The sequence below is a fragment of the Pseudomonas sp. ICBG1301 genome (assembly GCF_016918385.1).
GTDB lineage: Bacteria > Pseudomonadota > Gammaproteobacteria > Pseudomonadales > Pseudomonadaceae > Aquipseudomonas > Aquipseudomonas palleroniana.
Genome location: NZ_JAEKGB010000002.1, coordinates 340,367 through 366,635 on the forward strand (window position 1 = coordinate 340,367; position 26,269 = coordinate 366,635).

Here is a 26,269-nt window from a genome sequence, read left to right on the forward strand (position 1 = left end):
GGTCAGATATTTCTCTAATTTATTAGTTGGAGCTGTGTAGGACGCTGTCGGATTATTCCTAGGGCTATCCCTTCTTTCGCCGTAGGGCGCGCAGGATCGCGGCTCTCGTCAAAGGTGGTCATTTGGAATGCCACCGGTAACGCTCCGGTGGGTTTGTTGCAAGGTGCTAATGTTGATCCATCCTCGTACCCTGTAACGAGTAATAAACCTACAGATGTAATAGGTCAGGCAATTGCTCTTGGCAGTTGCTTGAAACTGATATTTCAACTCGGGTAGTAAAGCAATGAGCGCAATTCACGAGCAAGCCATGAACTATGTTTATCATCAAGTTCTGCAGCGGTTGATCGGGCACTTTACCCGTGCCGAACGTACGGCACTTCAATTGTTGATCCAGCGAATTGTGGTGGCTGCCGGCGGCATGGAACAAGTCGGTGACTACAAGGTGCTCGTCGCCCATGGCGGTGGTGCTGTCAGCAGCTACACCCTGGCGCTGCTGCGGGCGGCGCAATTGACCATTGCCGGGCGGGCGCCCAAGACCTTTCATCTGCGTGTAGCCACCTTGCGGCATGCGGGCATGACCCAGGCGACACTGGACACCCTGTACCAGGGCTACAGCGCGTTGTTTCTGCACGACGATCCCCGCGTAGACCTGCTCCTGGTGGAAAACCAGGAAGTGCTGCCATTCAATCACCAGCGCCCGCCGTCGAGTGCGGGGCGTGAGGTCAGCCAGCGCAATATGCTGATGATAGGGCACCTGACGTCCGGCGATATCCGGGCGACATTGTGTAACGACACCTACCTGCGCCTGGGGGATTTCTACCAACGGGTCACCACATGGGGTGGCGGGGTGCATGCGGTGGTCAGTGGCGATTCTGCGCGCACGCAAAGCCAATACCTGGCCTGGCTGAAAAAGACGGCCACTACGGCGGGCATCACTCTGCCGCCCGGCAAGTCGTCATCGCTCAGTGCGCTGTTTGCGCGCATGGAGGAGTGGAGCGCCGGTTGCTACCGTGACCTCTACGGCGAACATTATGTGGACATCGACAGCCCGGGCCGGGGCGGGCACCGGCATCTGGCGTATATCGGCATCGACGATCTGCTGGGGGAGGTGGACGTTGCCTCGACACCGCTGCTCACGCAGTTCCTGGCCCGTAAACCGGACCCCTTTGCGTTCCACTTCAGCCATTCGGCGTTCCCTAACCCATTGCTGATGGCGCATTTGCATGGGCTGCAGGCCCAATGCCTGCGGGAGCTGTCCTACGCAGAAGGGGTGGATAGCTTTGTCAGGCAAGCAATGGACGCCATGTACCGCCGGCACATTCCACACCACCTGATTGCCGAGGCAAGCTCAGATGACGGACGGATTCTGTCAGCGACCTATGCCCAGGAATTTTTCGGCCTGGATGAAGGGCAGTTGACCTGCCTGTTGTTCTCACCCTTCATTCACCATGGCGAGCGGCTGGAGGGTTACCTGCGCCAATGCCATCCGGGCATGCTGGTGGCGCTCCCTGAGCTGCACAACGTGTTGCAAGGCAAGCCGGCCGGCGATGTGTTGCAGCAATGGGCGGTCGATACCAGCGGGTTGTCGCTGCCGTTGTTGCAACACCTGTACCGCAAGCGGCCGGTACAGATCGAACGGGGTGCCCAACTGCGCAACCGCCGCCTGGCCCAGGCGCAGGCGGCGCAGTTGTCGGGGCGTTAGCCGCGTGCACCGGTTTGTCAGCCCAGGTCAGCGCCAATGACCCTGCGCGGGGAGCGACAGGCGGATTTCGCTTACCAGGCGGTGTACCGCTACATGATCAACCTGATCAACGAGGTCAGCCTGGACACGCCGGTCAAACTGCCGTCCCTGCGGCAGTTGTCGGCACGGCTGAACGTGTCGATCTCGACGATTCAGTACGCTTATTCTCTGTTGGAGAAGGAGGGACGGGTCTACTCAGTGGCCAAATCCGGCTATTTTGCCTGGCCGGCTGCGGTCAACCCGCAAATGATGGCGGGTGCCGATCTGCTCGAGCGCTTGTACGTGGCGGCGCGGCGTCCGGCAATGGCCGTGCTCAGTGGTGATGAGCCGGCGCTGCTGGGCTCACTCGACGGCGCTTTGCTGACGCTGGAGCGCCAACTGGTACGGCGCCATCCGCATCACCTGCAACCCTGGTCGCAACCCTGTGGCGTGTGGGAGTTGCGTACGGCGTTGGCGGCACGCTACACCTCATCGCCCACGCGTTGCTGGCAGGCCGATGAGGTGTACATCGGGGCAGACGTGCGAGGCGTGCTGGAGATCCTGATTGATGCATTGGGCCTCAAGGGCAGTATGGTGGTGGTCGAGTCCCCTTGTGATTATTTGATCTTGCGCCTGTTGCAGGCTGCCGGTGTGCGGGTCGTCGAGTTACCTTGGCAGGCCGACGGTTGCCTGGACCTGGCGATGCTCGAACAGCTGCTGCGTCACGAACCGGTGCCCCTGGTGTTGCTGTCATCGGTGGTCAGCCTGCCGTCAGGCAATGCACTGTCGACCGCAGAGCGGCTGCGCGTGGCCCAGTTGCTGGAGCACTATGGCGGCTGGTTGCTGGAGAACGATACATTCGGTGAGCTGAGTTTCGCATCCCCCCCGGTCCCGCTGCGCAACCTGGTCAACCCGGAGCGGTTGATCGTGTTCTCCTCGTTCGAAAAGGTACTCGGGCCGGAAGCGCCGTTTGGTTATGTCTTGTCGCGACACCTGAGCGGCGAGTTGCAGCGCCAATTTCTGCTGCGCTCATTCAGGCTGTCGTCGATCCGTCAACGCGCCATCGCCCAGCTTTACCAGAACGGGCGGTTCGACCAGCACCTGCAGACGTTGCGTGAGCACTTGTGCGAACAGGCAGAGGCCATGAGTGAGCGCCTGGATGCCCACCTGGAGGGGCGTGTGACCTATCGCATGCCCATCGCCGGGGCAAGTTTCTGGTTGGAATCGGTGGCAGCGGTGGATATGCGTCAGGTGTTCCAGCGCATGGTCGCGCAACACGTGGTGATTGCTCCGGGTGAGTTGTTCAGCCTCAGCGGCTTGCATTCTCAGCATCTGCGGCTCAGCCACACGTTCAGTGGGCAGTTGAACCTTGATATCACCCTGGATTGCCTGGCACAGGCATTACGCCAGGCACAGATCGACTAGCGTATGAAAAATCTCCAATCACTGTCGGATCGATATCGTCGCGAAGTAGTCCAACTCCCAGTAAACTGTCACTTTTTCCGAATCCTTCTTTTCGAGGTTTATGCATGACTATCAGTCCTTTTGCGGGCAAACCGGCGCCAGCTCAGTTGCTGGTGGATATCCCGCGACTGGTCACGGCCTATTACACCGGCCAGCCTGATGCAGCAATCTCCACTCAACGCGTGGCCTTCGGCACCTCTGGGCATCGTGGCAGCTCGTTCGAGCTGAGTTTCAACGAATGGCATGTGCTCGCCATCAGTCAGGCTATCTGCCTGTACCGTGAAGCCCAAGGGATCAACGGCCCGCTATTCGTGGGCCTGGATACCCACGCCCTGTCGACGCCGGCCGGCGCCAGCGCCCTGGAGGTCCTGGCCGCCAATGGCGTGCACGTGATGCTGGCCGAAGGGGATGAATACACCCCGACACCGGCGATTTCCCACGCCATTATCTGCTACAACCGTGGGCGCACCAGCGGCCTGGCGGACGGCATCGTCATCACGCCATCCCATAACCCGCCGCAAAGCGGTGGCTACAAGTACAACCCGCCCAATGGTGGCCCGGCCGACACCCACGTGACCAAGTGGATCGAAGCCAAGGCCAATGAACTGCTGGCCAATAAACTGGCCGGCGTCAAGCGCATCACCCATGCGCAGGCGCTCAAGGCCGACACCACTCATCGGCATGACTACCTCAACAGCTACGTGGCCGACCTGATCAACGTGATCGACATGGACGCCATCCGCAGCGCGGGCCTGCGCCTGGGCGTCGACCCATTGGGCGGAGCAGGGGTGCGCTACTGGTCGGCGATCGCTGAACACTACCGCTTGAACCTGGACGTGGTGAACACCGAAGTCGACGCCACCTTCCGCTTCATGAGCGTGGATTGGGACGGCCAGATCCGCATGGACCCGTCTTCGAGCTATGCCATGCAAGGGTTGATCGGCCTCAAGGAGCGTTTCGACGTCGCCTTCGCCTGCGACCCGGACCACGACCGCCATGGCATCGTCACCCCGTCCGGTGGCCTGCTGGCGCCGAACAACTACCTGGCCGTGTCGATTGACTACCTGTTCCAGAACCGCCCTGACTGGCGCGCCGATGCGGCCGTGGGCAAGACCGTGGTCAGCAGCGGCTTGATCGATCGCGTCGCTGCGCGCATCGGGCGTCGCCTCTACGAAGTGCCGGTGGGTTTCAAATGGTTTGCCGACGGGCTGTTCGAAGGCTCGCTGGGCTTTGGTGGCGAAGAAAGCGCCGGCGCCTCGTTCCTGCGTAAAGACGGCAGCGTGTGGAGCACTGACAAGGACGGTTTGATCCCGGCCTTGCTGGCCGCGGAAATGACCTCGCGCAAAGGCCAGGACCCGAGCCAGATCTATCGCGGCCTGACCGATGCCCTGGGCGAGCCGTTCGCGATTCGCGTCGACGCCAAGGCCACCCCGGCGCAAAAAGCGCTGCTGGGCAAGCTGTCGCCGGAGCAGGTCACGTCCACGCAGTTGGCCGGGGAAAGCATCCAGCAAATCCTCAGCCATGCGCCGGGCAATAACCAGGCAATCGGTGGCTTGAAGGTGATGACCGAAAACGGCTGGTTCGCCGCACGCCCATCGGGTACCGAGGATATCTACAAGATCTACGCCGAGAGCTTTATTGGCGCAGATCACCTCAAGCAGTTGGTGGAAGAAGCGCAGGTGCTGGTCGACGGCGCGATTTCCGAGTGATACCACTCAGTTTCTGAAAAGATTGTCACCGTGGCGAGGGAGCTTGCTCCCGCTGGGCCGCAAAGCGGCCCCCGCTTTTGATTTGAAAAGACTGGACCTGCTACGCAGTCCAGCGGGAGCAAGCTCCCTCGCTACAGGTCATCCATGCCGCCGGCCGTCAGGCCAGATCGACCAGCACAATCTCGCTGTCCTCAATCGCCGTTACGCGCAATACCTGCTCATCCTGCACCGCAACACCGTCGCGAGCTTGTGCACGCAAGCCATTGACTTCAATCATGCCGGTCGCCGGCACCAGATACGCACGCCGCCCGCTGTCCAGCCGGTATTCGGCACTTTCCCCGGCTTTCAGGTTCGCTGCCACCAGGCGCGCGTCCGCCCGAATGCGCAGGCTCTCGCTGTCTCCGGCCTTGCCGCTGGCCAGGGTCACAAAACCCTCGCGGTCACCTTTGGGAAACGGTTTGGCGCCCCAGGACGGCGGCAACCCCGATTCGTTCGGGATAATCCAGATCTGGAAAATCTTCGTTGGTGTGGCTTCCAGGTTGTATTCGCTGTGGGCGATCCCGGTGCCGGCGCTCATCACCTGAACGTCGCCAGCCTCAGTGCGACCCTTGTTGCCCAAATTATCGGCGTGGCTGATCGCGCCCTCACGCACATAGGTGATGATTTCCATATCGCGGTGCGGGTGCTGCGGAAAACCGGTGCCCGGCGCAATGATGTCGTCGTTCCACACCCGCAGGTTGCCCCAGTGCATGCGCTTGGGGTCGTGGTATTCGGCGAATGAAAAGTGGTGATGAGCGTCCAGCCAGCCGTGATGGGCGCCGCCCAACGTATTGAAGGGTCGCAGTTCAAGCATGATCGTCTCCTGTGAATGAGCGCATTTTCCGGCAGCGGATGATCGATAAAAAGCGTAAAAAGTGCCTTATTCCTATCAGTCGATTAGATGGGTTGCGCGTGTTTTGACTTTCACTTCATCGCCTAACTGCATGACGATAAAGCAATTGGCTGGAACTGAACGCTGTTTCCGGCGACCATGGCGCACTTGTCGAAGCCAGTCCATCGCAGGAGTCCGCGTGCCGCAACAAAAGCCTGATCTACCGCCCGAACTGCGCCCACTGGCCGAAATGCCGCTACTCAAGCGTCTGGCGGCGCGCCTGTTTGGGCATGGCCTGACCCGTTTGCGGGCCCAGCACCGGTTTTCCTGGCTGCATGGCCAGGCGGATGGGTTTCGCAGCGGGCACGAGGCCGGCGTGGAGTACGGCTACCGCGAGGGTAAGGCCGATGGTATCGAGGAAGGCCGGCAAGTCCTGTTGATTCGTGACTTTCGACCGGACGAGCATCGCGCGCCGGGGATCGACGACAGCCTGTTCGATGATTGGCGCCTGCCGCTGACCGCCGAGGTGAAAAAACGCATGAAGGCCGACGTGGCCCGATTGCTCCCCGAGCATGCCCAGCCCAGTGCGGCGCAGTGGAAGATGATCTTCAGCGACACGCCCTCGACCTCGGTGATTGCCGGGGCGGGCGCGGGTAAATCCACCTCCCTGGTGCTGCGTATCCTGCTGTTGACCCATTATCTGGGCTTCGAGCTCAGCTCGATGACGGTGGTGACCTTCACCCGCGAATCACGCAAAGACTTCATCAACAAGCTCATGCAGATTCTCAGCCTGTGGGGCCAACCCCTTGGTCTCAAAGAGGCCCAGGCGGTGGTGCGTACCTTTCACTCGCGCATTTTGCCCATGGTGCGCAGTTTGCCGGGCTTTGAACGGCTGCAAGCCTTCGAGAACCTCGGCAGTGGGGTTGAAGACGCCGACAGCAACCCGTTCGACCTGCGGATCAGCGACGCGCAGCGCCAACAGCTGAATGCCTGCTACCACCGCTTGCATGGCCGCCACGAGCGCTTCCGTGAACTGATCGTGCCGCTGGCGCGCCAGGGCCTGCAGCTCAAGGAGCTGGAGCGCGACCACCCGGATGTGCAAAAGCGCATGGCGGTGACCGAATTGGCGGCCAAGCGTGATGAAGAACTCTGCGATGTGATCGAAGACCTGTGGTTTCGTGCCGGCGCCTGGCCGATAAAAGGCATTGAGCCCAGCCGCCAGACCTTTGAGATCAATGGTGCGCAGTTTCATTGCCATGGCTACATCGCTGAGCTGGACGCTTGGGTGGTGTTGGGCTTCGATGCCCGGGAGAACGCCCAGATCACACGCCCCAATGCCAAACTATCGGTGCGTGCAGAGTGGGCGGTAAAACGCACCCTGTTTCAAGCTTTCTGCCGCAAGCCTTTGATTTGGCTTGATAACTACGAATCATCTAAACGGCTTTTGGGCAGCCTGGCGGGTGATGCCACGGCGGGCCCCGGGTTTGACTACAAGGTTAAAGGTGAACTGGCGTCGGCGCCGCTGCTGGACAGCTTTGTCACGGCTGCCGGCTTTATCGAAAACCTTGGCCTGGACGTACCCACTGCCGTGGGCCGGATGAGCTTCGCCAAGGATGACCCCGACCGGTTCTTCTTCGAAGCCCTGAGCATTTTCTGGAAGGCCCTGGAAGACCATCTGCTCGATCAGTCGCCGCCGATCATGACCTACAACCGCATGTTCTCGCTGTTCGGTGAAAACACCCCGGAAAACCTCAAGTTGCTCAGCGATCCGCTGCTGCGCCCGATGTCGCACCTGATGATCGATGAGTTCCAGGACGTATCGCCGCAGATCGTGTCATGGCTTCGCGCCAGCCTGCGTGAGATCCGCAGCCGTGGCCCGGCGATGCACGTCGGGCGTGGAGCGCAGCGTTCTTCGTTACTCTGCGTAGGGGACGACTGGCAGTCGATTTATGGTTGGCGCGGCAGTTCGCCCCAGTATTTCATTGCGTTCAACCAGGAATTCCCGTCACCCGCGACCACCCGTGTGATGCTCGGCGAGAACTACCGCAGCCACCAGCACATCATCGACGCCGCCGAGCATGTGGTGCGCAGCGCCCCGGCGATTCCCGGCAAAAAAGCCAAGGCCAGCGGCGCACCCAAACCCTTGGTCCCGGTTGCGGTGCTTGATCGTGATGACGCCATGCTGGGCCGCACGCTGGTAGAGCATTATCAAAAAGGCGATTCGGTCTTGATGTTGTATAGAAAAAGCAGCGATAAGTTACTGATTCAAGAGCATATTTGGTCTGTAGTTAATCTGGATTCGAGCTTGCCGCCAGCGGCTCGCAGGTTGAAACAGCTGACTTATCACAGCGCCAAGGGCCTGCAGGCGGATGCTGTTTTTCTGCTGGGCGATTGCCAGCATGTCACCAGCTCGCCCTACAAGAACCAGGTCTACCGCATGGCCGGGCTGGGCAAGGACGGCGACAGCGAGCCCTATGACACGGCGCAAAAAGACGAAGTGCTGCGCCTGGCTTACGTCGGTATCACCCGTGCGGTGAGCCACTGCTATTGGTATGTCGAGAAACCGGAGGGCCAGGGCGTGAATGTGCCCAGGGCCTCGGAGCGGGTAGATGGCAAGAAAGCGTTCTTCGACGACCGGCGTGGATGACTCCGGCAGGGCCGCTCACGACGGCCCGCGCAAGGCATCAAGCCCGCAAAGACAGCGGTGGTACAAAGGACTCCAACTCATCCTCCACCGCCTCGATGATGCGCTCTACATCGGAGGCATTCATCACCGTTGCGCAGGGGATGCCGGCGATGGCGATCAAGGTCTCGCCGCTGGCCCGGTCGAACAGGCGCACGATCATGCTGCCAGGCGCATCCATGCTGCCTTCGAAACCCATCGGATGAAAATGCCAGCGCATCAGCTGGCAGGCGTTGGGGAACGTCACTTTGTTCAGGTTGCCGTGCATATTGCCCACCTTGTTCATTGAGCGCTTCCTTTAGCTCGCGGCAGGGCCAGGACCGTCAATGGTCATGGTTTGAAGAATTTCAAAAATAGCATTCGTTCGTAACCGTCATGTGACTTTTTTGTCCCGTTCGGCAGTTGTTTACTGACTCTTTGATGTAGGTCATGTCCTGGTTCAAATCAGGCAAAAAGCCATTAGTGATCAGCGCTGATCGACCCTTGAAGCGGTCGTGATAATTCGGCAGTCTCACCATTTACCCGCCACAGAGCCTTATATGCCCGACAGCGCCTCGGCCGATGATTGCCAAACCACCCGGGCCACGGCTGAACTGGTGTTGCGTCACCACCTGTGTTGGCGCCATCGCGACCTGGATGGGGTCATGGCCTACTACCATCCGGACATCCAGTACCACGACTTCTTCCAGAACCGCGTGGTGGGCTACGCCGAACTGCGTGAGTACCTGCAAGCCAGCATGCCGCGTGGGCCCGATGAGGCCATCGCCCATGCTGACCGCATTCGCGCCGACGGTGACACGGCCTTCATCCAGTACTGCATCACCTTGCGTGGCGGCCAGGGGTTGGTGTCGTTCCGCACCAGCGAAGCGATCACCGTGCGTGACGGGCTGATCTGGCGGGTCAATGAATACGCATCCCTGGTGCATGAACAACCGGCCCAGGCCATACGCCCGACCGTCAGTCGCCTGGGCCTGTCGCCGCACCAGTTGGGGCATATGGCCAACGACCTGCAGCAGTATTTCCAACAGCAGCAACCCTATCTGGACCCGGAGCTGGATTTGCAACGGGTGGCCAAGGCGTGTGGCTACAGCCGCAATCAGATGTCCTACCTGCTGAACCAGGTGCTCGGGCAGAGCTTCTACCGCTACGTCAACCAGGCACGGCTCCAGCACTTGTTGGCCGAGTTGGACAAGGCCACGTCGCCGATAAAAGTCGATGAGCTGGCGTTTGCTGCGGGTTTCAACTCGTTATCGGCGTTTTACAGCGCATTTCGCCAGCACACCGGGCAGTCGCCCAAGGCTTACGTCAAGCAAATTTCCCTGCGTGCACGCGCGCAAGACAGCCCATAGCCTCACGCCCTAGGATCGTCCCAATCGAAATGAGGTAGGGGAGCCCGGCATGCCGGCATGGCGCAAGATCAGTTTGTGGATGGACCAGTTGGACGACCCGCTGCTGGCGCGGCCGGCGCTGGCCCATGACCTGGATGTCAACGTGGCCATTATCGGTGCCGGTTATACCGGGCTGTGGACCGCGTATTACCTGAAGCGCCAGGCACCCGAGCTGAAAATCGCGATTATCGAGGCACACACTGCAGGTTTTGGCGCGTCGGGCCGCAACGGTGGCTGGCTGATGGGCAACCTGTTGGGTGAAGACCGCTTGTTGGCGGGCCTCGACCCGCAACAACGCCGGGCCTCATTCGATCTGTTGCACGGCATTCCGGATGAAGTGGCCCAGGTGTTGGCTCGTGAAGGGATTGACTGCGACTACCGCAAAGGCGGCGCCCTGTACTGCGCGGCACGTTATCCCGAACAGGAGCGCAGCCTGCGTCGTTACCTGGACAAACTCCACGCCCAGGGGCTGACTGAACACGACTACCGCTGGTTGAGCCCGCAACAGTTGGCCGAGCAGATCCGTATCGCCAAGCCCTATGGCGGCATCTATGCGCCGCATGTCGCGACGATCAACCCCGCCAAGCTGGTGCGCGGCCTGGCGCGGGTGGTGGAGAACATGGGGGTGACGATCTACGAAAACAGCCCGGTGACCCATTGGCAGTCCGGCCGCCTGCGCACCGCCCAGGCCAGCGTGCGCGCCGCCTGGGTGGTGCCGGCGGTGGAAGGCTACGCCAACACATTGCCGGCCCTGGGGCGTTATCAGTTGCCGGTGCAAAGCCTGATGGTCGCCACCGAGCCGCTGTGCGCCGCGACCTGGGATGAAATCGGCTTGAGCCATGGCCAGGCGTTCGGCGAAAGCAGCCGTCAGGTCACCTACGGCCAGCGCTCAGCGGACAATCGCCTGGTGTTCGGGGCCCGTGGCGGCTATCAGTTCGCGGGGAAGTTGCGACACAACTTCGATCTGACCGACAGCGAAGTCGAGCTGCGTCGTTACCTGTTTGGTGAACTCTTCCCACAGCTGAAGAAGGTACGGATTACCCACTCCTGGGGTGGCAACCTCGGCATGTCACGCAACTTCCGGCCACATATGTTGTGTGACCACAAGACCGGTATCGCGCTGTCTGGCGGTTATGGCGGGGAGGGCGTCGGCGCCACCAACCTGGGTGGGCGCACCTTGGCTGACCTGATCCTGGGCCTGGATACGCCATTGACCACCCAGCCCTGGGTGATCCGCGAGCGTGGCCTGGACGCACTCAAGCCCTGGGAGCCCGAGCCCTGCCGCTGGCTGGGCTACAACGCGATCATTCGCAGTTTTGTGCATGAAGACCAGGTGTTGGCCGACCCCCATACCGCGCCTTGGCGGCGCAAGTTGGCGAGCGCCGTGGCCGGCTTCATGGAAGGTTTCATGCACTGATCGTTTGACTCGCACGAACGCTTTGGATCCTTGATCGCCTGCCATAACAACAGCCCCGAAACCGCCAGGAAATCGAACCATGAAAGCCATTGCCCTGTTTCCCCTGATATTAGCGGCGTCCATCAGCCAGGCCGCCGAAACGGTGAAAATCTACAACTGGTCGGACTACATCGCGCCCGACACCACCAAGAACTTCCAGAAAGAAACCGGTATCGGTTTCACCTACGACGTGTACGACAGCAACGAGACCCTCGACGGTAAGTTGATGACGGGGCAATCGGGTTATGACGTGGTGTTCCCATCCAACCACTTCATGGCCCGGCAGATCGAGGGCGGTGCGCTGAAGAAGCTCGACAAGCGCCAATTGCCTAACTGGAAAAACCTCAACCCGGTATTGCTCAAGGCTTTGGAAAACAACGACCCGGGCAACGCCCACGGTTTTCCCTACCTGTGGGGCAGTACGGGCATCGGCTACAACATCGACAAGGTCAAGGCCGTGCTCGGCGACGACGCGCCGGTGGACTCCTGGGACTTGATCTTCAAACCGCAAAACATGGCCAAGCTGCAAAAGTGCGGGGTGGCGATCCTCGACAACGGTCCGGAACTGTTGCCGGCCGCGCTGAACTACCTGGGGTTGCCGCCCCACAGCAAGCAGCCTGAAGACTACAAAAAAGCTCAAAACCTGCTGATGAAAGTGCGGCCGTATGTGGCGTACTTCCACTCCTCGAAATACACCGCCGACCTGGCCAATGGCGACATCTGCGTGGCTGTCGGTTTCTCCGGCGACATCCTGCAAGCCGAAAGCCGTGCCAAGGAAGCCAAAAACGGCGTGAACATCGGCTACAACATCCCCAAGGAAGGCGCTGCGATCTGGTTCGACATGGTCGCCATGCCCGCCGACGCGCCCGATGAAAAAGCCGGCTACGCGTTCATGAACTACCTGCTGCGCCCGGACGTGATGGCCAGCATCACCAACTACGTGCACTACGCCAATGGCAACAGCGCGGCCGACAGCCTGGTGGACCCGGCGATCAAGGCCGACACCAAGGTGTACCCGAGCCCGGAAATGATGGGCAAATTGTTTGCCCTGGAGGCGATGCCGCTGAATATCGACCGGGTGCGTACACGGGTGTGGAACACCGTTCGGACGGGACGCTGAGCATGGGGAGACAAGAGGGACCTGTATCGATCGGTTAGAGCTGTTCGCGATAGTTGAAAGTCTTTTTAAACCTGTCAATTTTGACAGGTTTAATATTTTTCAAAGCCCATTAAGCTCATCCTTCCGAACGATTTCACTGGGTAAGGAGAGACACATGGCAAGCCTCAAGGAAACAATCAGGAAAGTAACGCAAGCCTCTGGCTGGATGATCGGGCACGTCAAGACTCCTGACGGGAAGATACCCTATAGGACAAACCAGGTATATCGCGTTGAAAGTGCCAATACACTAAGAATATATTCGCGTGAAGAGTCCAATGGCGCTCCCGACGATATCTCGGCCATAGAGGTAACCTTTCAAGATAAAAATGTGCAAAGCGGTACCTATGACATCGACTCTATAGCTGTGACGGCTGCGTACTTGCCTTTCAGATCCGAGGCGCAATATGCGGAATCAGGTACTGTCACTATCGAAAGGTTCGAGGATGAAGTATTGCTGGGGCAAATCCAGTTTGTGACCGCAGATTATGCTACCCGCGTGGTGTTCATTATGCAGGGCATCAACGGGTGACAATCGGTTATTCAAGCTTGCTTCGATCGTTCCCGTGCAGGCGCGGGAACGATCTTGGTCGACTGAGTCAGGGATTCTCCAGATCATGCCCCAACGACTGGATAAACAACGAAAACAGCTCCGGTTGTGACGAGATATCCAGCTTCGCGTACAGATGCCGCCGATGCACCTTCACCGTGTCCGGTGAAATATTCAGGCGCTCGGCCATGGCCTTGGACGAGAACCCACGCAATACCAGCCGGGCGACTTCCAGCTCACGCTCCGACAGCACGCCGCAGCCGAAATGGCTCAGGGCGTCCCTGATCTGGCTGTCCATCGCCGGCACTCGCTGAGTGCTTTGTTGCCAATGCTGCTGCATCAACGGCAGCACCCACGCGGCCAGCGTGGTCATCAGCCCGCTTTCTTCAAAACTGAACCGGCGTTGCATGCCCAGCGACAATGACAAGGTGCCTGCCCCCGGCAATTGCAGGATGAACTGCACCTCATCTTCCAGGACGTTGTCGTGGAAGTAGTTGAGGAAGTATTCACTCTGGCGAAAATGGTCCGGCGCCACCTCTTCGAGGCGGTACACACCGCTGGGGTAGCCTTCGCGGCACGCCTGGAAAAACGGGTCGAGCAAATACAAGCCATTGAGGTAAACCAGCATCGACGCCGGTTTGCTGCTGGGCTGGGCGTCGTATTCCTCCAGCGCCTGGGGCGGGCCTTCCAGTGGGTAGAAGATCGCCAGGGCGTTGTCGAAGGGCAGGCACTGATGCAGTAACAGCACCAGTTGTTTCCAGAACCGCTCGGTGCCGATCTGTGACAGGGTGCGCCCCAGCCCTGCATGCATGCCGATTTCCCTGAACAGGCTCATTTAAACGGCTCCCGGCCTCGAATAGATCGGTCAAGGGTTGGGTTTTTGCCGGGGGCCGTCAAGGGGAGTACCCCAATAGGGGAATTGGCTGACACCGTCGCAGCCGATACCTTCGTGCTCATTCAGCGGGAAACATATCCCGCAACCCATCCGGTTTTTCGTTTCTGCCTCACACCAAAAACAACGACAGAGGATAACGATATGAGTGCTTCTCCCGCGCCAGACGGCGTGCTCAAGCCGACCTTGAGCGTCTTCGATGTGGTGGCCATCACCGTTTCGGCGGTCACTCCGGCCAGTTCCGTGTTCGTCATCGCGCCCTTTGCCATCCAACAGGCCGGCAGTGGTGTGTTCCTGGCCTTTGTGATGGCCGCTTTGCTCGCACTGATGTTCGCCTTCTGCTACGCCGAACTGGGGCGTGCCCATAACAGCGCAGGGGGTGAATATGTCTACGCCAAGCGCGTGTTCGGCGGCATGGCCGGTTATGCGACGTTTTTGACCGTGCTGGTCATGTTGCTGTTTATCCCGCCGGTACTGGCAACGGGAGCCGCGACGTATCTCAATAACGCCTTGGGCACGAAATTCGACTCGCAAACCGTGGCCCTGGTCATCGTGGTGTGCAGCTACGCACTGGGCATCCTCAATATCAAGCTCAATGCCTGGATCACCGGCACTTGCCTGTTGCTGGAAGTGGCGGCACTGCTGGTGATCGTGTGTATCGGCTTCGGTAACCCGGTGCAGCCGGCCAGCGTGCTGTTGCAACCGCAGATTGTCGAGAACGGCATGTTGCATCTGGCGCCCTGGGGCCTGGTGATCGGCGCGGTCGGTATCGGCCTGTTTTCGTTCAATGGCTATGGCCCGGCCGTGCTGCTGGCCGAAGACATGAAGTGTGGCGGCAAAGGCGTACACAAAGCCGTATTGTGGTCGCTGGGGCTGGTGGTGGTGATTGAGCTGGTGCCGATCACCGCGTTGCTAATCGGCGCGCCGTCGCTGAGTGCGATGATCAGCAGCCCGGACCCCATCGGTTATCTGTTGACCAGCCACGGCAATGAAACCCTGTCACGCCTGGTCAGCGCGGGGATCTTCCTGTCGGTGTTCAATGCCATCGTCGCCATCGTCATCCAGATCGGCCGCGTGGTGTTCAGCAGTGGCCGCGATGCGCTGTGGACGCCGACCATCAATCGCTGCTTCACGCGTATCCACCCGCGTTGGGATTCACCCTGGTTGGCTACGCTGTTTCTGGCGGTTCCCTCGGCGTTGCTGAGTTTCAGCTCCAATTTGGCGGACCTGACCTCATTCAGCGTATTGCTGATCATGCTGGTGTACTTGGTGGTGGCGTTGAGTGCGCTGATGAGCCGGGTGCTGCTGCGTGATCGTGAGCATCCGTACCGCATGCCGCTGTGGCCGCTGCCGGCGTTACTGGCGGTGCTGGGGGCGGGTTATTTACTGACGACCCTGATCGCGGCTGCGTCGGTCCGGGACATCATGATCATCATCGGCTTGCTGGCCACGTCGGTGATTTTGTATTGCATCAGTGGCCGGTTGAGTCCGGCGTTTCAGAAATTGTAAGGAGTGGTTATGCGTGCACGTCAATTGGGCATCACGTTGGGGCTGGGCACGCCCGGCGAATTGAATGCAATCACCGATGTACCGGGCGTGCGGGTCGGCCACGCCACGCTCAAGACCTGCATCGACGGCAAACAGGTGCGCACCGGCGTCAGCGTCATCCAGCCACGGGCCGGGGAGGCGCGCCATCAACCATGCTTTGCCGGCTATCACGTGCTCAATGGCAATGGCGACGCCACTGGCCTTGAATGGATCAGCGAAGCGGGGCTGCTGACCACGCCGCTGGCGATCACCAACAGCCACAGCATCGGCGTGGTGCGCGACACGTTGATCGCCCTGGAGCGTGAGCGCCTGGCAGACCCGGCCGTGTATTGGTGCATGCCGGTGGTGATGGAAACCTACGACGGCCTGCTGAATGATATCTGGGGCCAGCACGTCAAGCCTGAGCATGTGCGCACGGCGCTGGATAACGCTGAATCCGGCCCGGTGCAGGAGGGCGCGGTGGGCGGCGGTACCGGGATGATCTGTCACGAGTTCAAGGGCGGAATCGGGACGGCATCGCGGCGCTTGCCGGCGCAGCAGGGGGGCTGGACGGTCGGCGCGCTGGTGCAGGCCAACCATGGCAAACGCCAGGAACTGCGTGTGGATGGCTACCCGGTGGGGCGTCATCTGATGGAGATCCCTTCGCCGTTCGCCGAACGCGGTACGCCCGGCATGGGCTCGATTGTGGTGATCCTCGCCACCGACGCGCCGTTATTGCCGCACCAGTGCCGACGCCTGGCACAGCGTGCCTCGGTCGGTATCGCCCGCACCGGTGGCGGCACTGAAGACTCCAGTGGCGATCTGTTCCTGGCGTTCGCCACGGGCAACCAGGCGATCCCACCGGCCGATTACGGGCGCAAGGACCTACCGCTGAGCACGCCCCTGCAGATGGTGAACAACGACCATATTTCACCGCTGTTCAGTGCGGCGGCAGAGGCGGTGGAGGAGGCGATTATCAATGCCTTGCTGGCCGGTGAAGACATGACCACGCAAGACGGCATCAGCGTGCCGGGACTTGCCGGCGAGAGGCTGATCAGCGCGTTGAACAAGTCGGGTTGGAGTGTGGCCCGGTAATAGGGGACAAAGCACTTTAATAGTGCAGATAGTGGCTCTTTAATGTTGTAGATGACACCGTGACAATATATTGGATCCATTTATCAAGTGTGCCGCTCAACTTGAGCGGCTTTACCGATATTTAATATTTAAATAACAGTGGGCGACAATTGGCCGCGCAGAAGCAATGGCCCCCAATAAATGCTGGAGAGCACTTCCTCAAGTTGAATCTACGTCACAGTTTCAATGCGGAAATATTTGTAGACGAAAGATTTCAGGTTGTGTCAGTTTCGATACGCCTTCAAAAGAGGCGAGTGATAGGACGATCTCGCCCGCGAGGTTCCTATCGAACAAAGACTGATGCACTTGCAAACAAGGAAGTACGTTTATGTCAAAAGTAAAAGACAAAGCTATTGTTTCTGCAGCGCAAACCAGCACAGCGTATTCGCAGATCGATAGTTTCAGCCATCTGTACGACCGTGGCGGCAACCTCACGGTCAATGGCAAACCGTCCTACACCGTGGACCAGGCAGCGACCCAGCTGCTGCGGGATGGTGCCGCGTACCGGGACTTTGATGGCAACGGCAAGATCGATCTGACCTACACCTTCCTCACCTCGGCGTCCTCGGCCACCATGAACAAACATGGCATTTCCGGGTTCAGCCAATTCAACGCCCAGCAAAAAGCACAGGCCGCACTGGCCATGCAATCCTGGTCGGATGTCGCCAACGTGACCTTTACCGAAAAGGCTTCCGGTGGTGATGCACACATGACCTTCGGCAACTACAGCGGTGGCCAGGACGGCGCAGCGGCTTTCGCCTACCTGCCCGGCACCGGCGCAGGCTACGACGGCACTTCGTGGTACCTGACCAACAACAGCTACACGCCGAACAAGACCCCGGACCTGAACAACTATGGCCGGCAGACCCTGACCCACGAAATCGGCCACACCCTGGGCCTGGCTCACCCTGGCGACTACAACGCCGGGAATGGCAACCCGACCTATAACGACGCGACCTATGGACAGGACACGCGTGGCTACAGCGTCATGAGTTACTGGAGCGAGAGCAACACCAACCAGAACTTCAGTAAAGGCGGGGTCGAGGCTTACTCCTCGGGCCCGCTGATCGACGACATCGCGGCGATCCAGAAACTCTACGGCGCCAACTACAACACGCGTGCCGGCGACACTACCTACGGTTTCAACTCCAACACCGGGCGTGATTTCTACAGCGCCACTTCCAATGCCGACAAGCTGGTGTTTTCGGTATGGGACGGTGGCGGCAATGACACCCTGGACTTCTCCGGTTTTACCCAGAACCAGAAGATCAACCTCAATGAAGCGTCGTTCTCCGACGTCGGCGGCCTGGTGGGCAACGTGTCCATCGCCAAGGGCGTCACGGTCGAAAACGCCTTCGGCGGTTCGGGCAACGACCTGATCATTGGTAACAACGCAGCCAACCTCATCAAGGGCGGTGCCGGCAACGACATCATCTACGGCGGCGGCGGTGCGGACCAACTGTGGGGCGGCGCCGGCAGCGATACATTCGTGTACGGTGCCAGTTCCGACTCCAAGCCGGGTGCGGCCGACAAGATCTTTGACTTCACCTCCGGTTCCGACAAGATCGACCTCACCGGTATCACCAAAGGTGCAGGCGTAAGCTTCGTCAATGCATTCACCGGGCATGCCGGCGATGCTGTACTGACCTACGCCTCGGGTACCAACCTGGGTACGTTGGCAGTGGACTTCTCTGGGCATGGCGTGGCGGATTTCCTCGTCACCACCGTTGGCCAGGCGGCAACCAGCGACATCGTAGCCTGATGTAAAGCGCGCGGCGCCACGGCGCCGCGCTCTATGATGGAGCAGAAGATGCCGCGTTTTTCCCATTTGATCGCCTGTGCTTCGCAGGTGTTGTTCGTTTTGGCAGGAGCCCAAGCAATGGCGAGCAGTCTCGTATTACCCTCCAGCGCCCAATTGGCCGGGCATTGGCAGCTCAAGCAACAGGATCAGGTCTGCGCGCTGGACCTGCTGGAACAGGCCAATGCGCTGGCCGGTGATGTCGCCTGTGTCGAGCAATGGCTGGGAGACAAACCCTTGACCTGGTCACCGACCCCGGACGGCATCTGGTTGATGAACGCCGAAGGCACCGGTATTACCCATTTGAATCGCCAGAAAGAAGGCGAATATAAAGGGCGCACCGCCTCCGGTTCGGAAGTTGTATTGCAACGCACACCTTAGTTAATCGTTATAAGCCTATAACTCGATTTCATAGTTGGCCGTCCCTTAGTCAGGGGCTTGGGCAACTATTGCGCGTATTCGCTTCAGGGAAGATCAATAAATATGGCGAAGTCCCATGCGGTTGTGCCCTTATTCAGGGCATTGGGTGAATACAAAAGTATTTTGATCAGCATCGGCTGTTTCACCGCATTGATTAACGTGCTGATGCTGGTGCCGTCGATTTACATGCTGCAAGTGTATGACCGCGTGCTGTCCTCCCAGAATGAAACCACGCTGGTGATGTTGACACTGATGGTCGTGGGCTTCTTTGCCTTTATCGGCACCCTGGAAGTGGTGCGCAGTTTTATCGTGATCCGTATCGGCAGCCAGTTGGAACAGCGTTTCAACCTGCGCGTGTACAAGGCCGCGTTCGAACGCAACCTGCAACGGGGCCAGGGGCATGCCGGGCAGTCCCTGGGCGATTTGACGGTGATCCGCCAATTCATCACCGGGCCTGCGCTGTTCGCATTTTTCGATGCGCCGTGGTTTCCCATCTATCTGTTCGTGATTTTCCTGTTCAACGTGTGGCTGGGCGTGCTGGCCACGGCAGGCGCCGTGATCTTGATCGCACTGGCTTGCCTGAACGAATACCTGACCAAAAAGCCGCTGGGCGAGGCGGGCGCCTTTTCCCAGCAGTCGACGCAGTTGGCCACCAGCCATTTGCACAACGCCGAGACGATCCAGGCCATGGGCATGCTCGGTGCGCTGCGCAAGCGCTGGTTCGCCGTGCATGCGCAATTTCTCGGTTACCAGAACAAGGCCAGCGACACCGGCTCGGTGATCACCTCCCTGAGCAAATCCTTGCGCCTGTGCCTGCAATCGCTGGTGCTGGGCCTGGGTGCGTGGCTGGTGATCAAGGGCCAGATGACCGCCGGGATGATGATCGCCGGCTCCATTCTGATGGGGCGCGTACTCAGCCCGATCGACCAATTGATCGCGGTGTGGAAGCAGTGGAGCTCGGCGAAGCTGGCTTACCAACGCCTCGACGATCTGTTGCGTGAGTTTCCACCGCAAGTCGAGCAGATGGCCTTGCCGGCACCCAAGGGCCAGGTGAGTTTCGAGCAAGTCAGTGCGGGCCCGCCGGGGCGACGCCTGGCCACCCTGCATCAAGTCAGCTTCAACCTGGGGGCCGGTGAAGTGCTGGGCGTGCTCGGCGCATCGGGCTCCGGTAAATCCACCCTGGCCCGCGTGCTGGTGGGTGTCTGGCCGACCCTGGCGGGCACTGTGCGCCTGGACGGCGCGGATATTCACCGCTGGGATCGCGATGACCTCGGCCCGCATATCGGCTACCTGCCCCAGGACATCGAATTGTTCAGCGGCAGCATCGCCGACAACATCGCTCGCTTTCGCGACGCCGACCCGGAGCAGGTGGTGAAGGCGGCGCAACAGGCCGGGGTGCATGAGCTGATCCTGCGCTTGCCGCAAGGCTACGACACGGTGCTGGGCGACAACGGTGGCGGTCTGTCAGGCGGCCAGAAACAACGCGTGGCCCTGGCCCGGGCGCTGTACGGCGCGCCGCGCTTGATCGTGCTGGATGAGCCCAACTCTAACCTCGACACCGTAGGCGAAGCAGCGCTGGCCAGCGCCATCGTGCAGATGAAAGCCCAGGGCTCAAGCGTGGTGCTGGTGACGCACCGCTCTTCGGCGCTGGCCCAGGCGGACAAATTGGCGGTGCTCAACGAAGGGCGGTTGCAGGCGTTCGGGCCGAGCCAGGAAGTGCTGCGCGCCTTGTCGGGCCAGCCGGAAGCACCACGGGAAAAGGCCGGAGTGAGCCTTAGCCGTCAGTACCCAGCCGCAAGGAACCCAGGCGCATGAGCAGTACCACTTTCGAATCCCCTTTCAAGCAGCGAGACGCCGGTTTTTTCGTCAAGATGGGCTGGTTGCTGACGGTTGTCGGCGCCGGCGGTTTTTTCCTCTGGGCCAGCCTGGCACCACTGGACCAAGGCATTCCGGTGCAAGGCACGGTGGTGGTGTCGGGCAAGCGCAAGGCTGTGCAAACCCTTAGCCCAGGCGTGGTCAGCCGGATCCTGGTGAAGGAGGGCGAGGCGGTCAAACAAGGCCAGCCGCTGTTTCTGCTCGACCAGACCCAGCATCAAGCCGACGTGCAGTCGCTCCAGGCCCAATACCGCCTGGCCTGGGCCAGCGCCGCCCGCTGGCAGAGCGAGCGCGACAACCAATCCAGCGTCACTTTTCCGGCCGAATTGAGTGCCAACCCCGACCCGGCGCTGGCGTTGGTGCTTGAAGGCCAGCGCCAACTCTTCAGCAGCCGCCGCGAAGCCTTTGCCCGCGAGCAGGCGGGCATCAGCGCGAACATCGAAGGCGCCAGCGCACAGCTCGATGGCATGCGCCGTGCCCGCAGTGACCTCACTGCCCAGGCGCAGTCGCTGCGCGAGCAACTGAGCAACCTGCAGCCCCTGGCCGACAATGGCTATATCCCGCGCAACCGCCTGATGGACTATCAGCGTCAGCTGTCCCAGGTCCAGCAAAGCCTGGCGCAAAACACCGGGGAAAGCGGTCGCGTCGCGCAGGGCATCCTCGAGTCGCGCCTCAAGTTGCAGCAACACCGTGAGGAATACCAAAAGGAGGTGCGCAGCCAACTGGCCGACGCCCAGTTGCGCAGCTTGACCCTGGAGCAGCAGTTGACCTCGGCGGGTTTCGACCTGCAGCACAGCGAAATCAACGCCCCGGCCGACGGCATTGCGGTCAACCTTGGCGTGCACACGGAAGGCGCCGTGGTGCGGGCCGGTGAAACCCTGCTGGAGATCGTGCCCCAGGGCACGCGCCTGGAGGTGGAAGGGCATCTGCCGGTGCATCTGGTGGACAAGGTGGGCACCCATCTGCCGGTCGACATCCTGTTCACGGCGTTCAACCAGAGCCGCACCCCGCGTGTGCCGGGCGAGGTCAGCCTGATCTCCGCCGACCAGATGCTCGATGAAAAAACCGGCGCGCCGTACTACGTGCTGCGTAGCAGCGTCAGTGACGCGGCACTGGAAAAACTCCACGGCCTGGTGATCAAGCCCGGCATGCCCGCCGAGATGTTCGTGCGCACTGGTGAGCGTTCGTTGCTCAATTACCTGTTCAAGCCGCTGCTCGACCGCGCCGGCTCCGCGTTGACCGAGGAGTGAGCATGAAGTCAGTGTTCATCACCTTGCTGTTGGCCTGTGGCAGTGCGCAAGCGGCCATGGGCCCGTTCGATGTGTACGAACAGGCCCTGCGTAACGACCCGGTGTTCCTCGGGGCGATCAAGGAGCGCGATGCCGGCCTGGAGAACCGTACCATTGGTCGTGCCGGGCTGCTGCCGAGGCTGTCGTACAACTACAACAAGGGCCGTAACAACTCCGAGGCGCACCTGCCGGATGGACGCGGCGGCTCCTATCGCGACGACCGCAACTACAACAGCTACGGTTCCACGTTCAGCCTGCAACAACCGTTGTTCGACTACGAAGCCTATGCCAACTACCGCAAGGGCGTGGCCCAGGCACTGTTTGCCGACGAGAGTTTCCGCGACAAGAGCCAGGCGCTGCTGGTGCGGGTACTGAGTTACTACACCCAGGCGTTGTTCGCCCAGGACCAGATCGACATTGCCCGCGCCAAGAAGAAGGCGTACGAGCAACAGTTCCAGCAGAACCAGCATCTGTTCCAGCAAGGCGAGGGCACGCGCACCGACATCCTGGAAGCCGAGTCGCGTTATGAATTGGCGACCGCCGAAGAAATCCAGGCGCTGGACGAACAAGACGCGTCGCTGCGCGAACTGGGGGCCTTGATCGGCGTGCAGAGCGTCGACATCCATGACTTGGCGCCCCTGAACCAGAGCTTCGCCGCCTTCACCTTGACCCCGGCCAACTACGACACCTGGCATGAGCTGGCGATCAGCAATAACCCCACGCTGGCGTCCCAGCGCCAGGCGGTCGAAGTGGCGCACTATGAGGTGGAACGCAACCGCGCCGGGCATTTGCCGAAGATCACCGCGTACGCCAGCTCGCGTCGCCAGGAGTCCGACAGCGGCAACACCTACAACCAGCGCTATGACACCAACACCATCGGTGTCGAATTCAGCCTGCCGCTGTATGCCGGTGGCGCCGTCTCCGCGTCCACCCGCCAGGCCAGCCGTGCCATGGAGCAGGCCGAGTACGAGCTGGAAGGCAAGACTCGCGAAACCCTGATCGAACTGCGTCGCCAGTTCAGCGCCTGCCTGTCGGGGGTGAGCAAGTTGCGCGCCTATCAAAAGGCCCTGGTTTCGGCTGAAGCGCTGGTGGTGTCCACCCGGCAAAGCATCCTCGGCGGTGAGCGGGTCAACCTCGACGCGTTGAACGCCGAACAGCAGCTGTACAGCACCCGTCGCGACCTGGCCCAGGCGCGTTATGACTACCTGATGGCCTGGACCAAATTGCATTACTACGCCGGCAACTTGCGTGACACCGACCTGGCGAAAGTCGATGAGGCTTTCGGCCCGGTGAAATGAGCGTCTAAAAAAACAATAAGGATGGTTTAGATGATCACCGATTCACCTCGCTTCAAACCCTTTACCGCCGGTTCCTTGCTGCTGTTGTCCGTTGCGGCGCAGGCGGCTTACACCGAGACCGGTCAAGCGGGTAACCCCGCCAGTTGGCGCACCACCGAGTTCCAGAGTGACTGGGGCCTGGGACGCATGAAGGCGGATGAAGCCTACGCTGCGGGCATCAGCGGCAGCGGCGTAAAAATCGGCGCCCTCGACTCAGGCTTCGACCCCAACCACCCGGAGGCGGCCAAGGACCGCTTCCACCCGGTCACGGCCACCGGCACCTACGTCAATGGCAGCCCGTTCAGCACTACCGGCGCGCTCAACCCCAACAACGACTCCCACGGCACCCATGTCACCGGCACCATGGGCGCGTCCCGTGACGGCGTGGGCATGCATGGCGTGGCCTACAACGCACAAATCTACGTGGGCAATACCAACGCCAACGACAGTTTCCTGTTCGGCCCGACCCCGGACCCCCAATACTTCAAGACGGTGTACAGCGCCCTGGTCGATTCCGGCGTGCGCGCCATCAACAACAGTTGGGGCAGTCAGCCCAAGGATGTCAGCTACCAGACCCTCGGCGATCTGCACGCCGCCTATGCCCAGCATTACAACCAGGGCACCTGGCTGGATGCGGCGGCGGACGTGGCCAAGGCCGGCGTGATCAATGTGTTCAGCGCCGGCAACAGTGGTTATGCGAATGCCAGCGTGCGCTCGGCACTGCCGTATTTCCAACCGGAGCTGGAAGGGCATTGGCTCGCGGCGTCGGGCCTGGATAAAGCCAACAACCAGAAGTACAACAAGTGTGGCATCGCCAAATATTGGTGCATTTCCACCCCGGGCGCGCTGATCAACAGCACCATCCCCGACGGCGGCTACGGCGTGAAATCCGGCACGTCGATGGCGGCGCCCCACGCCACCGGCGCGCTTGCGTTGGTGATGGAGCGCTACCCGTACATGAACAATGAGCAGGCGTTGCAGGTGTTGCTGACCACCGCGACGCAGCTCGATGGTTCGATCACCCAAGCCCCCAACACCACGGTCGGTTGGGGTGTGCCGGACCTGGGCCGGGCGATGCACGGGCCGGGGCAACTGCTGGGCGCGATGAACGTGAACCTCGCGGCCGGGCAAGGTGATGTGTGGAGTAATGGCATCACCGATCAGGCGCTGATCCAGCGCCAGGCCGAAGACCGCGCCGAGCACGCCGCCTGGCAGCAAACCTTGCTCGACAAGGGCTGGCAAAACGGCGTGGCCGCGAATGCCAGCCAACAGGACAAGATCGATTACGCCATCGGCACCGCACGCGACCAGGCCGCCGCCCAGCGGGTGTACGAGGGCAGCCTGATCAAGTCCGGCGGCGGGCGGCTGGTCCTCAGTGGCGACAGCACCTATCGCGGCGCGACCACAGTCAACGGCGGCTTGCTGGCGGTCAATGGTTCGCTGGCATCGGCGGTGACGGTCAACGACAGCGGCACCCTCGGCGGCTCCGGGCGGATTGCCGCGCTGTCGGTCAATAACGGCGGCAGCGTGGCGCCGGGCAACTCGGTGGGCACCTTGCAAGTGGCCGGCGATGTGAACCTGGCGGCAGGCTCCACGTACGCGGTGGAACTGACCCCTACCAGCAGCGACCGCATCGTGGCGGGAGGCAAAGCGCTGCTGGGTGGCGGCACGGTCACCCTCGCGCTGGAAAACAGCCCCACGTTGCTCAGCCAGAGCCAGGTACACAGCCTGATCGGCCAGCAGTACTCCATCCTCCAGGCGGCGGGCGGCATCCAGGGCCAGTTCGGCCAGGTGTTGCCCAACTACCTGTTTCTGGGCGGCACACTCGACTATGCGGCCAACGGCGTGCAACTGAATGTAGGGCGCAACAACGCCACGTTCGCCAGCGTGGCCGCTACCCGCAACCAGCGCAACGTGGCCGCCGCCGCCGAGCAATTGGGCGTGGGCAATCCGGTGTACGAGAGTGTGTTGCTGTCGGACTCGGTGGCCACCGCCCGACAAGGTTTGCAGCAGTTGTCCGGCGAGATCTATCCGGCGATCGGCGCGATGCTGCTCAACGACAGCCTGCAACTGCGCGATGCCGTGGGCGAGCGCCTGCGGCATGTGCCGGTGAGCGGTGAACGCAACCTGTGGCTGAAGGCGCTCGGCGCCTGGGGCAAGACTGATAGCCGCAGTGAAACGGCAGGTTCGACCCGCTCCCTCGGTGGCCTGCTGGCCGGTGTGGACGGCGAGCTGGATGAACAGACCCGTGTCGGCGTGGTCGCCGGTTACAGCGACAGTTCGTTGAACATGGGCAGTGGCACCCATGCATCGGCGTCCATCGACAGCTACCACTTCGGCGCATATGCCGGGCGCGAGCTGGGCGATTGGCGCGTCAGCGTCGGTGGTGCCTACAGCTGGCATCGCGGCGATGTAAAGCGTGACTTGCAGTACGGCGCGGTCAGCGGCAAGCAAAAGGCCAAGCTTGAGGCGCGCACGGCGCAATTGTTCACCGAGGCGGCCTACCGCATTCACCTGCAACCCCTGGCCCTGGAGCCGTTCGCCAACCTGGCCTACGTGCACCTGGACAGCGATGCCTTCCAAGAAAAAGGCGCTGCCGCCGCGCTGGAGCGCAGCCGCGATCAGCGTGACGCGGTGCTCAGCACCCTGGGCGTGCGTGCGCTGAAAACCCTGCCTCTGAATGATCGCCAGCAGCTTGAACTGTCGGGCTCGCTGGGCTGGCAGCACAGCCTCAGCGCGGTGCAATCGCAAGAGCATTTGGCGTTTGTCGCCGGCGGGCCGTCATTCGCCGTGGGCAGTTCGCCGCTGCTGCGCGATGCGGCGCTGGTCGGCGTGCAGGCCAGCCTGGCGTTGAGCCCGTCCACGCGGGTCAACCTGGACTACACCGGCCAATTGGGGGGCAGTGAGAAAACCCAGGGTGTGGGTTTGAGCCTCAACTGGCAGTTCTGAGTTCAACAAGAAAAACCAAGAAAACTAAGGAAGGTCACCGTGAACAAACGA

At 60.9% G+C, this 26,269-nt stretch carries 19 protein-coding genes; 16 read left to right on the forward strand and 3 right to left on the reverse strand.

Translation table 11 applies throughout. The features are described 5' to 3' along the window. The first annotated feature begins 283 nt into the window (after window positions 1-283). From JBE38_RS05455 to pgm, 3 genes are all read left to right on the forward strand, one after another. A complete protein-coding gene (locus JBE38_RS05455) occupies window positions 284-1,702 on the forward strand; it encodes a hypothetical protein (RefSeq protein ID WP_205343771.1) in 1,419 nt (472 codons plus the stop codon). A gap of 36 nt (window positions 1,703-1,738) precedes the next feature. Continuing rightward, window positions 1,739-3,145, forward strand: coding sequence for an aminotransferase-like domain-containing protein (locus JBE38_RS05460; protein ID WP_205343772.1), 1,407 nt, complete (start codon window positions 1,739-1,741; stop codon window positions 3,143-3,145). Between the two features lie 104 nt (window positions 3,146-3,249). Further along, window positions 3,250-4,893 carry a phosphoglucomutase (alpha-D-glucose-1,6-bisphosphate-dependent) gene (pgm, locus tag JBE38_RS05465; RefSeq protein ID WP_205343773.1) on the forward strand — a complete coding sequence of 548 codons (1,644 nt, stop codon included), beginning with the start codon at window positions 3,250-3,252 and terminating at the stop codon, window positions 4,891-4,893. Window positions 4,894-5,050: 157 nt separating this feature from the next. Here the strand turns inward: pgm and JBE38_RS05470 are convergent, their stop codons facing one another. Continuing rightward, a complete protein-coding gene (locus tag JBE38_RS05470; RefSeq protein ID WP_205343774.1) occupies window positions 5,051-5,746 on the reverse strand; it encodes a pirin family protein in 696 nt (231 codons plus the stop codon). 217 nt (window positions 5,747-5,963) lie between these two features. On the opposite strand from JBE38_RS05470, the gene JBE38_RS05475 reads away from it, so the two are divergent. After that, a complete protein-coding gene (locus JBE38_RS05475) occupies window positions 5,964-8,411 on the forward strand; it encodes a UvrD-helicase domain-containing protein (RefSeq protein ID WP_205343775.1) in 2,448 nt (815 codons plus the stop codon). A 37-nt stretch (window positions 8,412-8,448) separates the two neighbouring features. Here JBE38_RS05475 and JBE38_RS05480 read toward each other — a convergent pair whose 3' ends face one another. Further along, complete coding sequence (locus JBE38_RS05480; protein WP_060752896.1) at window positions 8,449-8,733, reverse strand: DUF1652 domain-containing protein; 285 nt, start codon at window positions 8,731-8,733, stop codon at window positions 8,449-8,451. Window positions 8,734-8,986: 253 nt separating this feature from the next. On the opposite strand from JBE38_RS05480, the gene JBE38_RS05485 reads away from it, so the two are divergent. The 4 genes from JBE38_RS05485 (at window position 8,987) to JBE38_RS05500 (ending at window position 12,979) form a co-directional block, all read left to right on the forward strand. Continuing rightward, the gene (locus JBE38_RS05485; RefSeq protein WP_060752897.1) at window positions 8,987-9,796 is read left to right on the forward strand and encodes a helix-turn-helix transcriptional regulator; all 810 of its coding nucleotides are present in this window, start codon (window positions 8,987-8,989) and stop codon (window positions 9,794-9,796) included. Window positions 9,797-9,845: 49 nt separating this feature from the next. Further along, window positions 9,846-11,252 (forward strand): NAD(P)/FAD-dependent oxidoreductase, encoded by a 1,407-nt coding sequence (locus JBE38_RS05490; RefSeq protein WP_205343776.1) that lies wholly within the window; start codon window positions 9,846-9,848, stop codon window positions 11,250-11,252. 79 nt (window positions 11,253-11,331) lie between these two features. Further along, window positions 11,332-12,411, forward strand: coding sequence for a polyamine ABC transporter substrate-binding protein (locus JBE38_RS05495; protein ID WP_205343777.1), 1,080 nt, complete (start codon window positions 11,332-11,334; stop codon window positions 12,409-12,411). A 154-nt stretch (window positions 12,412-12,565) separates the two neighbouring features. Continuing rightward, window positions 12,566-12,979 carry a hypothetical protein gene (locus JBE38_RS05500; protein WP_205343779.1) on the forward strand — a complete coding sequence of 138 codons (414 nt, stop codon included), beginning with the start codon at window positions 12,566-12,568 and terminating at the stop codon, window positions 12,977-12,979. Between the two features lie 67 nt (window positions 12,980-13,046). On the opposite strand, the gene JBE38_RS05505 is transcribed toward JBE38_RS05500, so the two are convergent. Continuing rightward, complete coding sequence (locus JBE38_RS05505) at window positions 13,047-13,832, reverse strand: helix-turn-helix transcriptional regulator (protein WP_104993750.1); 786 nt, start codon at window positions 13,830-13,832, stop codon at window positions 13,047-13,049. A 201-nt stretch (window positions 13,833-14,033) separates the two neighbouring features. Here JBE38_RS05505 and JBE38_RS05510 point away from each other — a divergent pair, with 201 nt between their 5' ends. The 8 genes from JBE38_RS05510 (at window position 14,034) to eprS (ending at window position 26,218) form a co-directional block, all read left to right on the forward strand. Next, window positions 14,034-15,398 (forward strand): APC family permease, encoded by a 1,365-nt coding sequence (locus JBE38_RS05510; RefSeq protein ID WP_090371150.1) that lies wholly within the window; start codon window positions 14,034-14,036, stop codon window positions 15,396-15,398. Window positions 15,399-15,407: 9 nt separating this feature from the next. Next, window positions 15,408-16,511 (forward strand): DmpA family aminopeptidase, encoded by a 1,104-nt coding sequence (locus JBE38_RS05515; protein ID WP_205343781.1) that lies wholly within the window; start codon window positions 15,408-15,410, stop codon window positions 16,509-16,511. 367 nt (window positions 16,512-16,878) lie between these two features. Beyond that, window positions 16,879-18,312, forward strand: a complete 1,434-nt coding sequence (locus tag JBE38_RS05520) for a serralysin family metalloprotease (RefSeq protein WP_205343782.1) — start codon at window positions 16,879-16,881, stop codon at window positions 18,310-18,312. 48 nt (window positions 18,313-18,360) lie between these two features. Further along, window positions 18,361-18,729, forward strand: a complete 369-nt coding sequence (locus tag JBE38_RS05525) for an AprI/Inh family metalloprotease inhibitor (RefSeq protein ID WP_205343783.1) — start codon at window positions 18,361-18,363, stop codon at window positions 18,727-18,729. A 102-nt stretch (window positions 18,730-18,831) separates the two neighbouring features. Then, window positions 18,832-20,583: a type I secretion system permease/ATPase gene (locus tag JBE38_RS05530; RefSeq protein WP_198762501.1), complete on the forward strand. Its 1,752-nt coding sequence runs from the start codon at window positions 18,832-18,834 to the stop codon at window positions 20,581-20,583. After that, window positions 20,580-21,893, forward strand: a complete 1,314-nt coding sequence (locus JBE38_RS05535) for an HlyD family type I secretion periplasmic adaptor subunit (protein ID WP_090371138.1) — start codon at window positions 20,580-20,582, stop codon at window positions 21,891-21,893. Before JBE38_RS05530 ends, JBE38_RS05535 begins: the two co-directional genes overlap by 4 nt. Before the next feature lie 2 nt (window positions 21,894-21,895). Then, window positions 21,896-23,230 carry a TolC family outer membrane protein gene (locus tag JBE38_RS05540; protein ID WP_060753095.1) on the forward strand — a complete coding sequence of 445 codons (1,335 nt, stop codon included), beginning with the start codon at window positions 21,896-21,898 and terminating at the stop codon, window positions 23,228-23,230. Between the two features lie 30 nt (window positions 23,231-23,260). After that, on the forward strand, window positions 23,261-26,218 hold the full coding sequence (gene eprS, locus JBE38_RS05545; RefSeq protein WP_205343784.1) for an autotransporter serine peptidase EprS: 2,958 nt from the start codon (window positions 23,261-23,263) through the stop codon (window positions 26,216-26,218). Window positions 26,219-26,269 lie beyond the last annotated feature (51 nt).

What these genes read in the sequence shown, in the direction of transcription:
- JBE38_RS05535 (WP_090371138.1), top strand. Translation starts at nt 20,580, where the DNA reads ATGAGCAGTACCACTTTCGAATCCCCTTTCAAGCAGCGAGACGCCGGT.
- JBE38_RS05500 (WP_205343779.1), top strand. Translation starts at nt 12,566, where the DNA reads ATGGCAAGCCTCAAGGAAACAATCAGGAAAGTAACGCAAGCCTCTGGC.
- JBE38_RS05495 (WP_205343777.1), top strand. Translation starts at nt 11,332, where the DNA reads ATGAAAGCCATTGCCCTGTTTCCCCTGATATTAGCGGCGTCCATCAGC.
- JBE38_RS05530 (WP_198762501.1), top strand. Translation starts at nt 18,832, where the DNA reads ATGGCGAAGTCCCATGCGGTTGTGCCCTTATTCAGGGCATTGGGTGAA.
- JBE38_RS05515 (WP_205343781.1), top strand. Translation starts at nt 15,408, where the DNA reads ATGCGTGCACGTCAATTGGGCATCACGTTGGGGCTGGGCACGCCCGGC.
- JBE38_RS05540 (WP_060753095.1), top strand. Translation starts at nt 21,896, where the DNA reads ATGAAGTCAGTGTTCATCACCTTGCTGTTGGCCTGTGGCAGTGCGCAA.
- JBE38_RS05485 (WP_060752897.1), top strand. Translation starts at nt 8,987, where the DNA reads ATGCCCGACAGCGCCTCGGCCGATGATTGCCAAACCACCCGGGCCACG.
- JBE38_RS05520 (WP_205343782.1), top strand. Translation starts at nt 16,879, where the DNA reads ATGTCAAAAGTAAAAGACAAAGCTATTGTTTCTGCAGCGCAAACCAGC.
- JBE38_RS05505 (WP_104993750.1), bottom strand. Translation starts at nt 13,832, where the DNA reads ATGAGCCTGTTCAGGGAAATCGGCATGCATGCAGGGCTGGGGCGCACC.
- pgm (WP_205343773.1), top strand. Translation starts at nt 3,250, where the DNA reads ATGACTATCAGTCCTTTTGCGGGCAAACCGGCGCCAGCTCAGTTGCTG.
- eprS (WP_205343784.1), top strand. Translation starts at nt 23,261, where the DNA reads ATGATCACCGATTCACCTCGCTTCAAACCCTTTACCGCCGGTTCCTTG.
- JBE38_RS05455 (WP_205343771.1), top strand. Translation starts at nt 284, where the DNA reads ATGAGCGCAATTCACGAGCAAGCCATGAACTATGTTTATCATCAAGTT.
- JBE38_RS05490 (WP_205343776.1), top strand. Translation starts at nt 9,846, where the DNA reads ATGCCGGCATGGCGCAAGATCAGTTTGTGGATGGACCAGTTGGACGAC.
- JBE38_RS05480 (WP_060752896.1), bottom strand. Translation starts at nt 8,733, where the DNA reads ATGAACAAGGTGGGCAATATGCACGGCAACCTGAACAAAGTGACGTTC.
- JBE38_RS05470 (WP_205343774.1), bottom strand. Translation starts at nt 5,746, where the DNA reads ATGCTTGAACTGCGACCCTTCAATACGTTGGGCGGCGCCCATCACGGC.
- JBE38_RS05510 (WP_090371150.1), top strand. Translation starts at nt 14,034, where the DNA reads ATGAGTGCTTCTCCCGCGCCAGACGGCGTGCTCAAGCCGACCTTGAGC.
- JBE38_RS05460 (WP_205343772.1), top strand. Translation starts at nt 1,739, where the DNA reads ATGACCCTGCGCGGGGAGCGACAGGCGGATTTCGCTTACCAGGCGGTG.
- JBE38_RS05525 (WP_205343783.1), top strand. Translation starts at nt 18,361, where the DNA reads ATGCCGCGTTTTTCCCATTTGATCGCCTGTGCTTCGCAGGTGTTGTTC.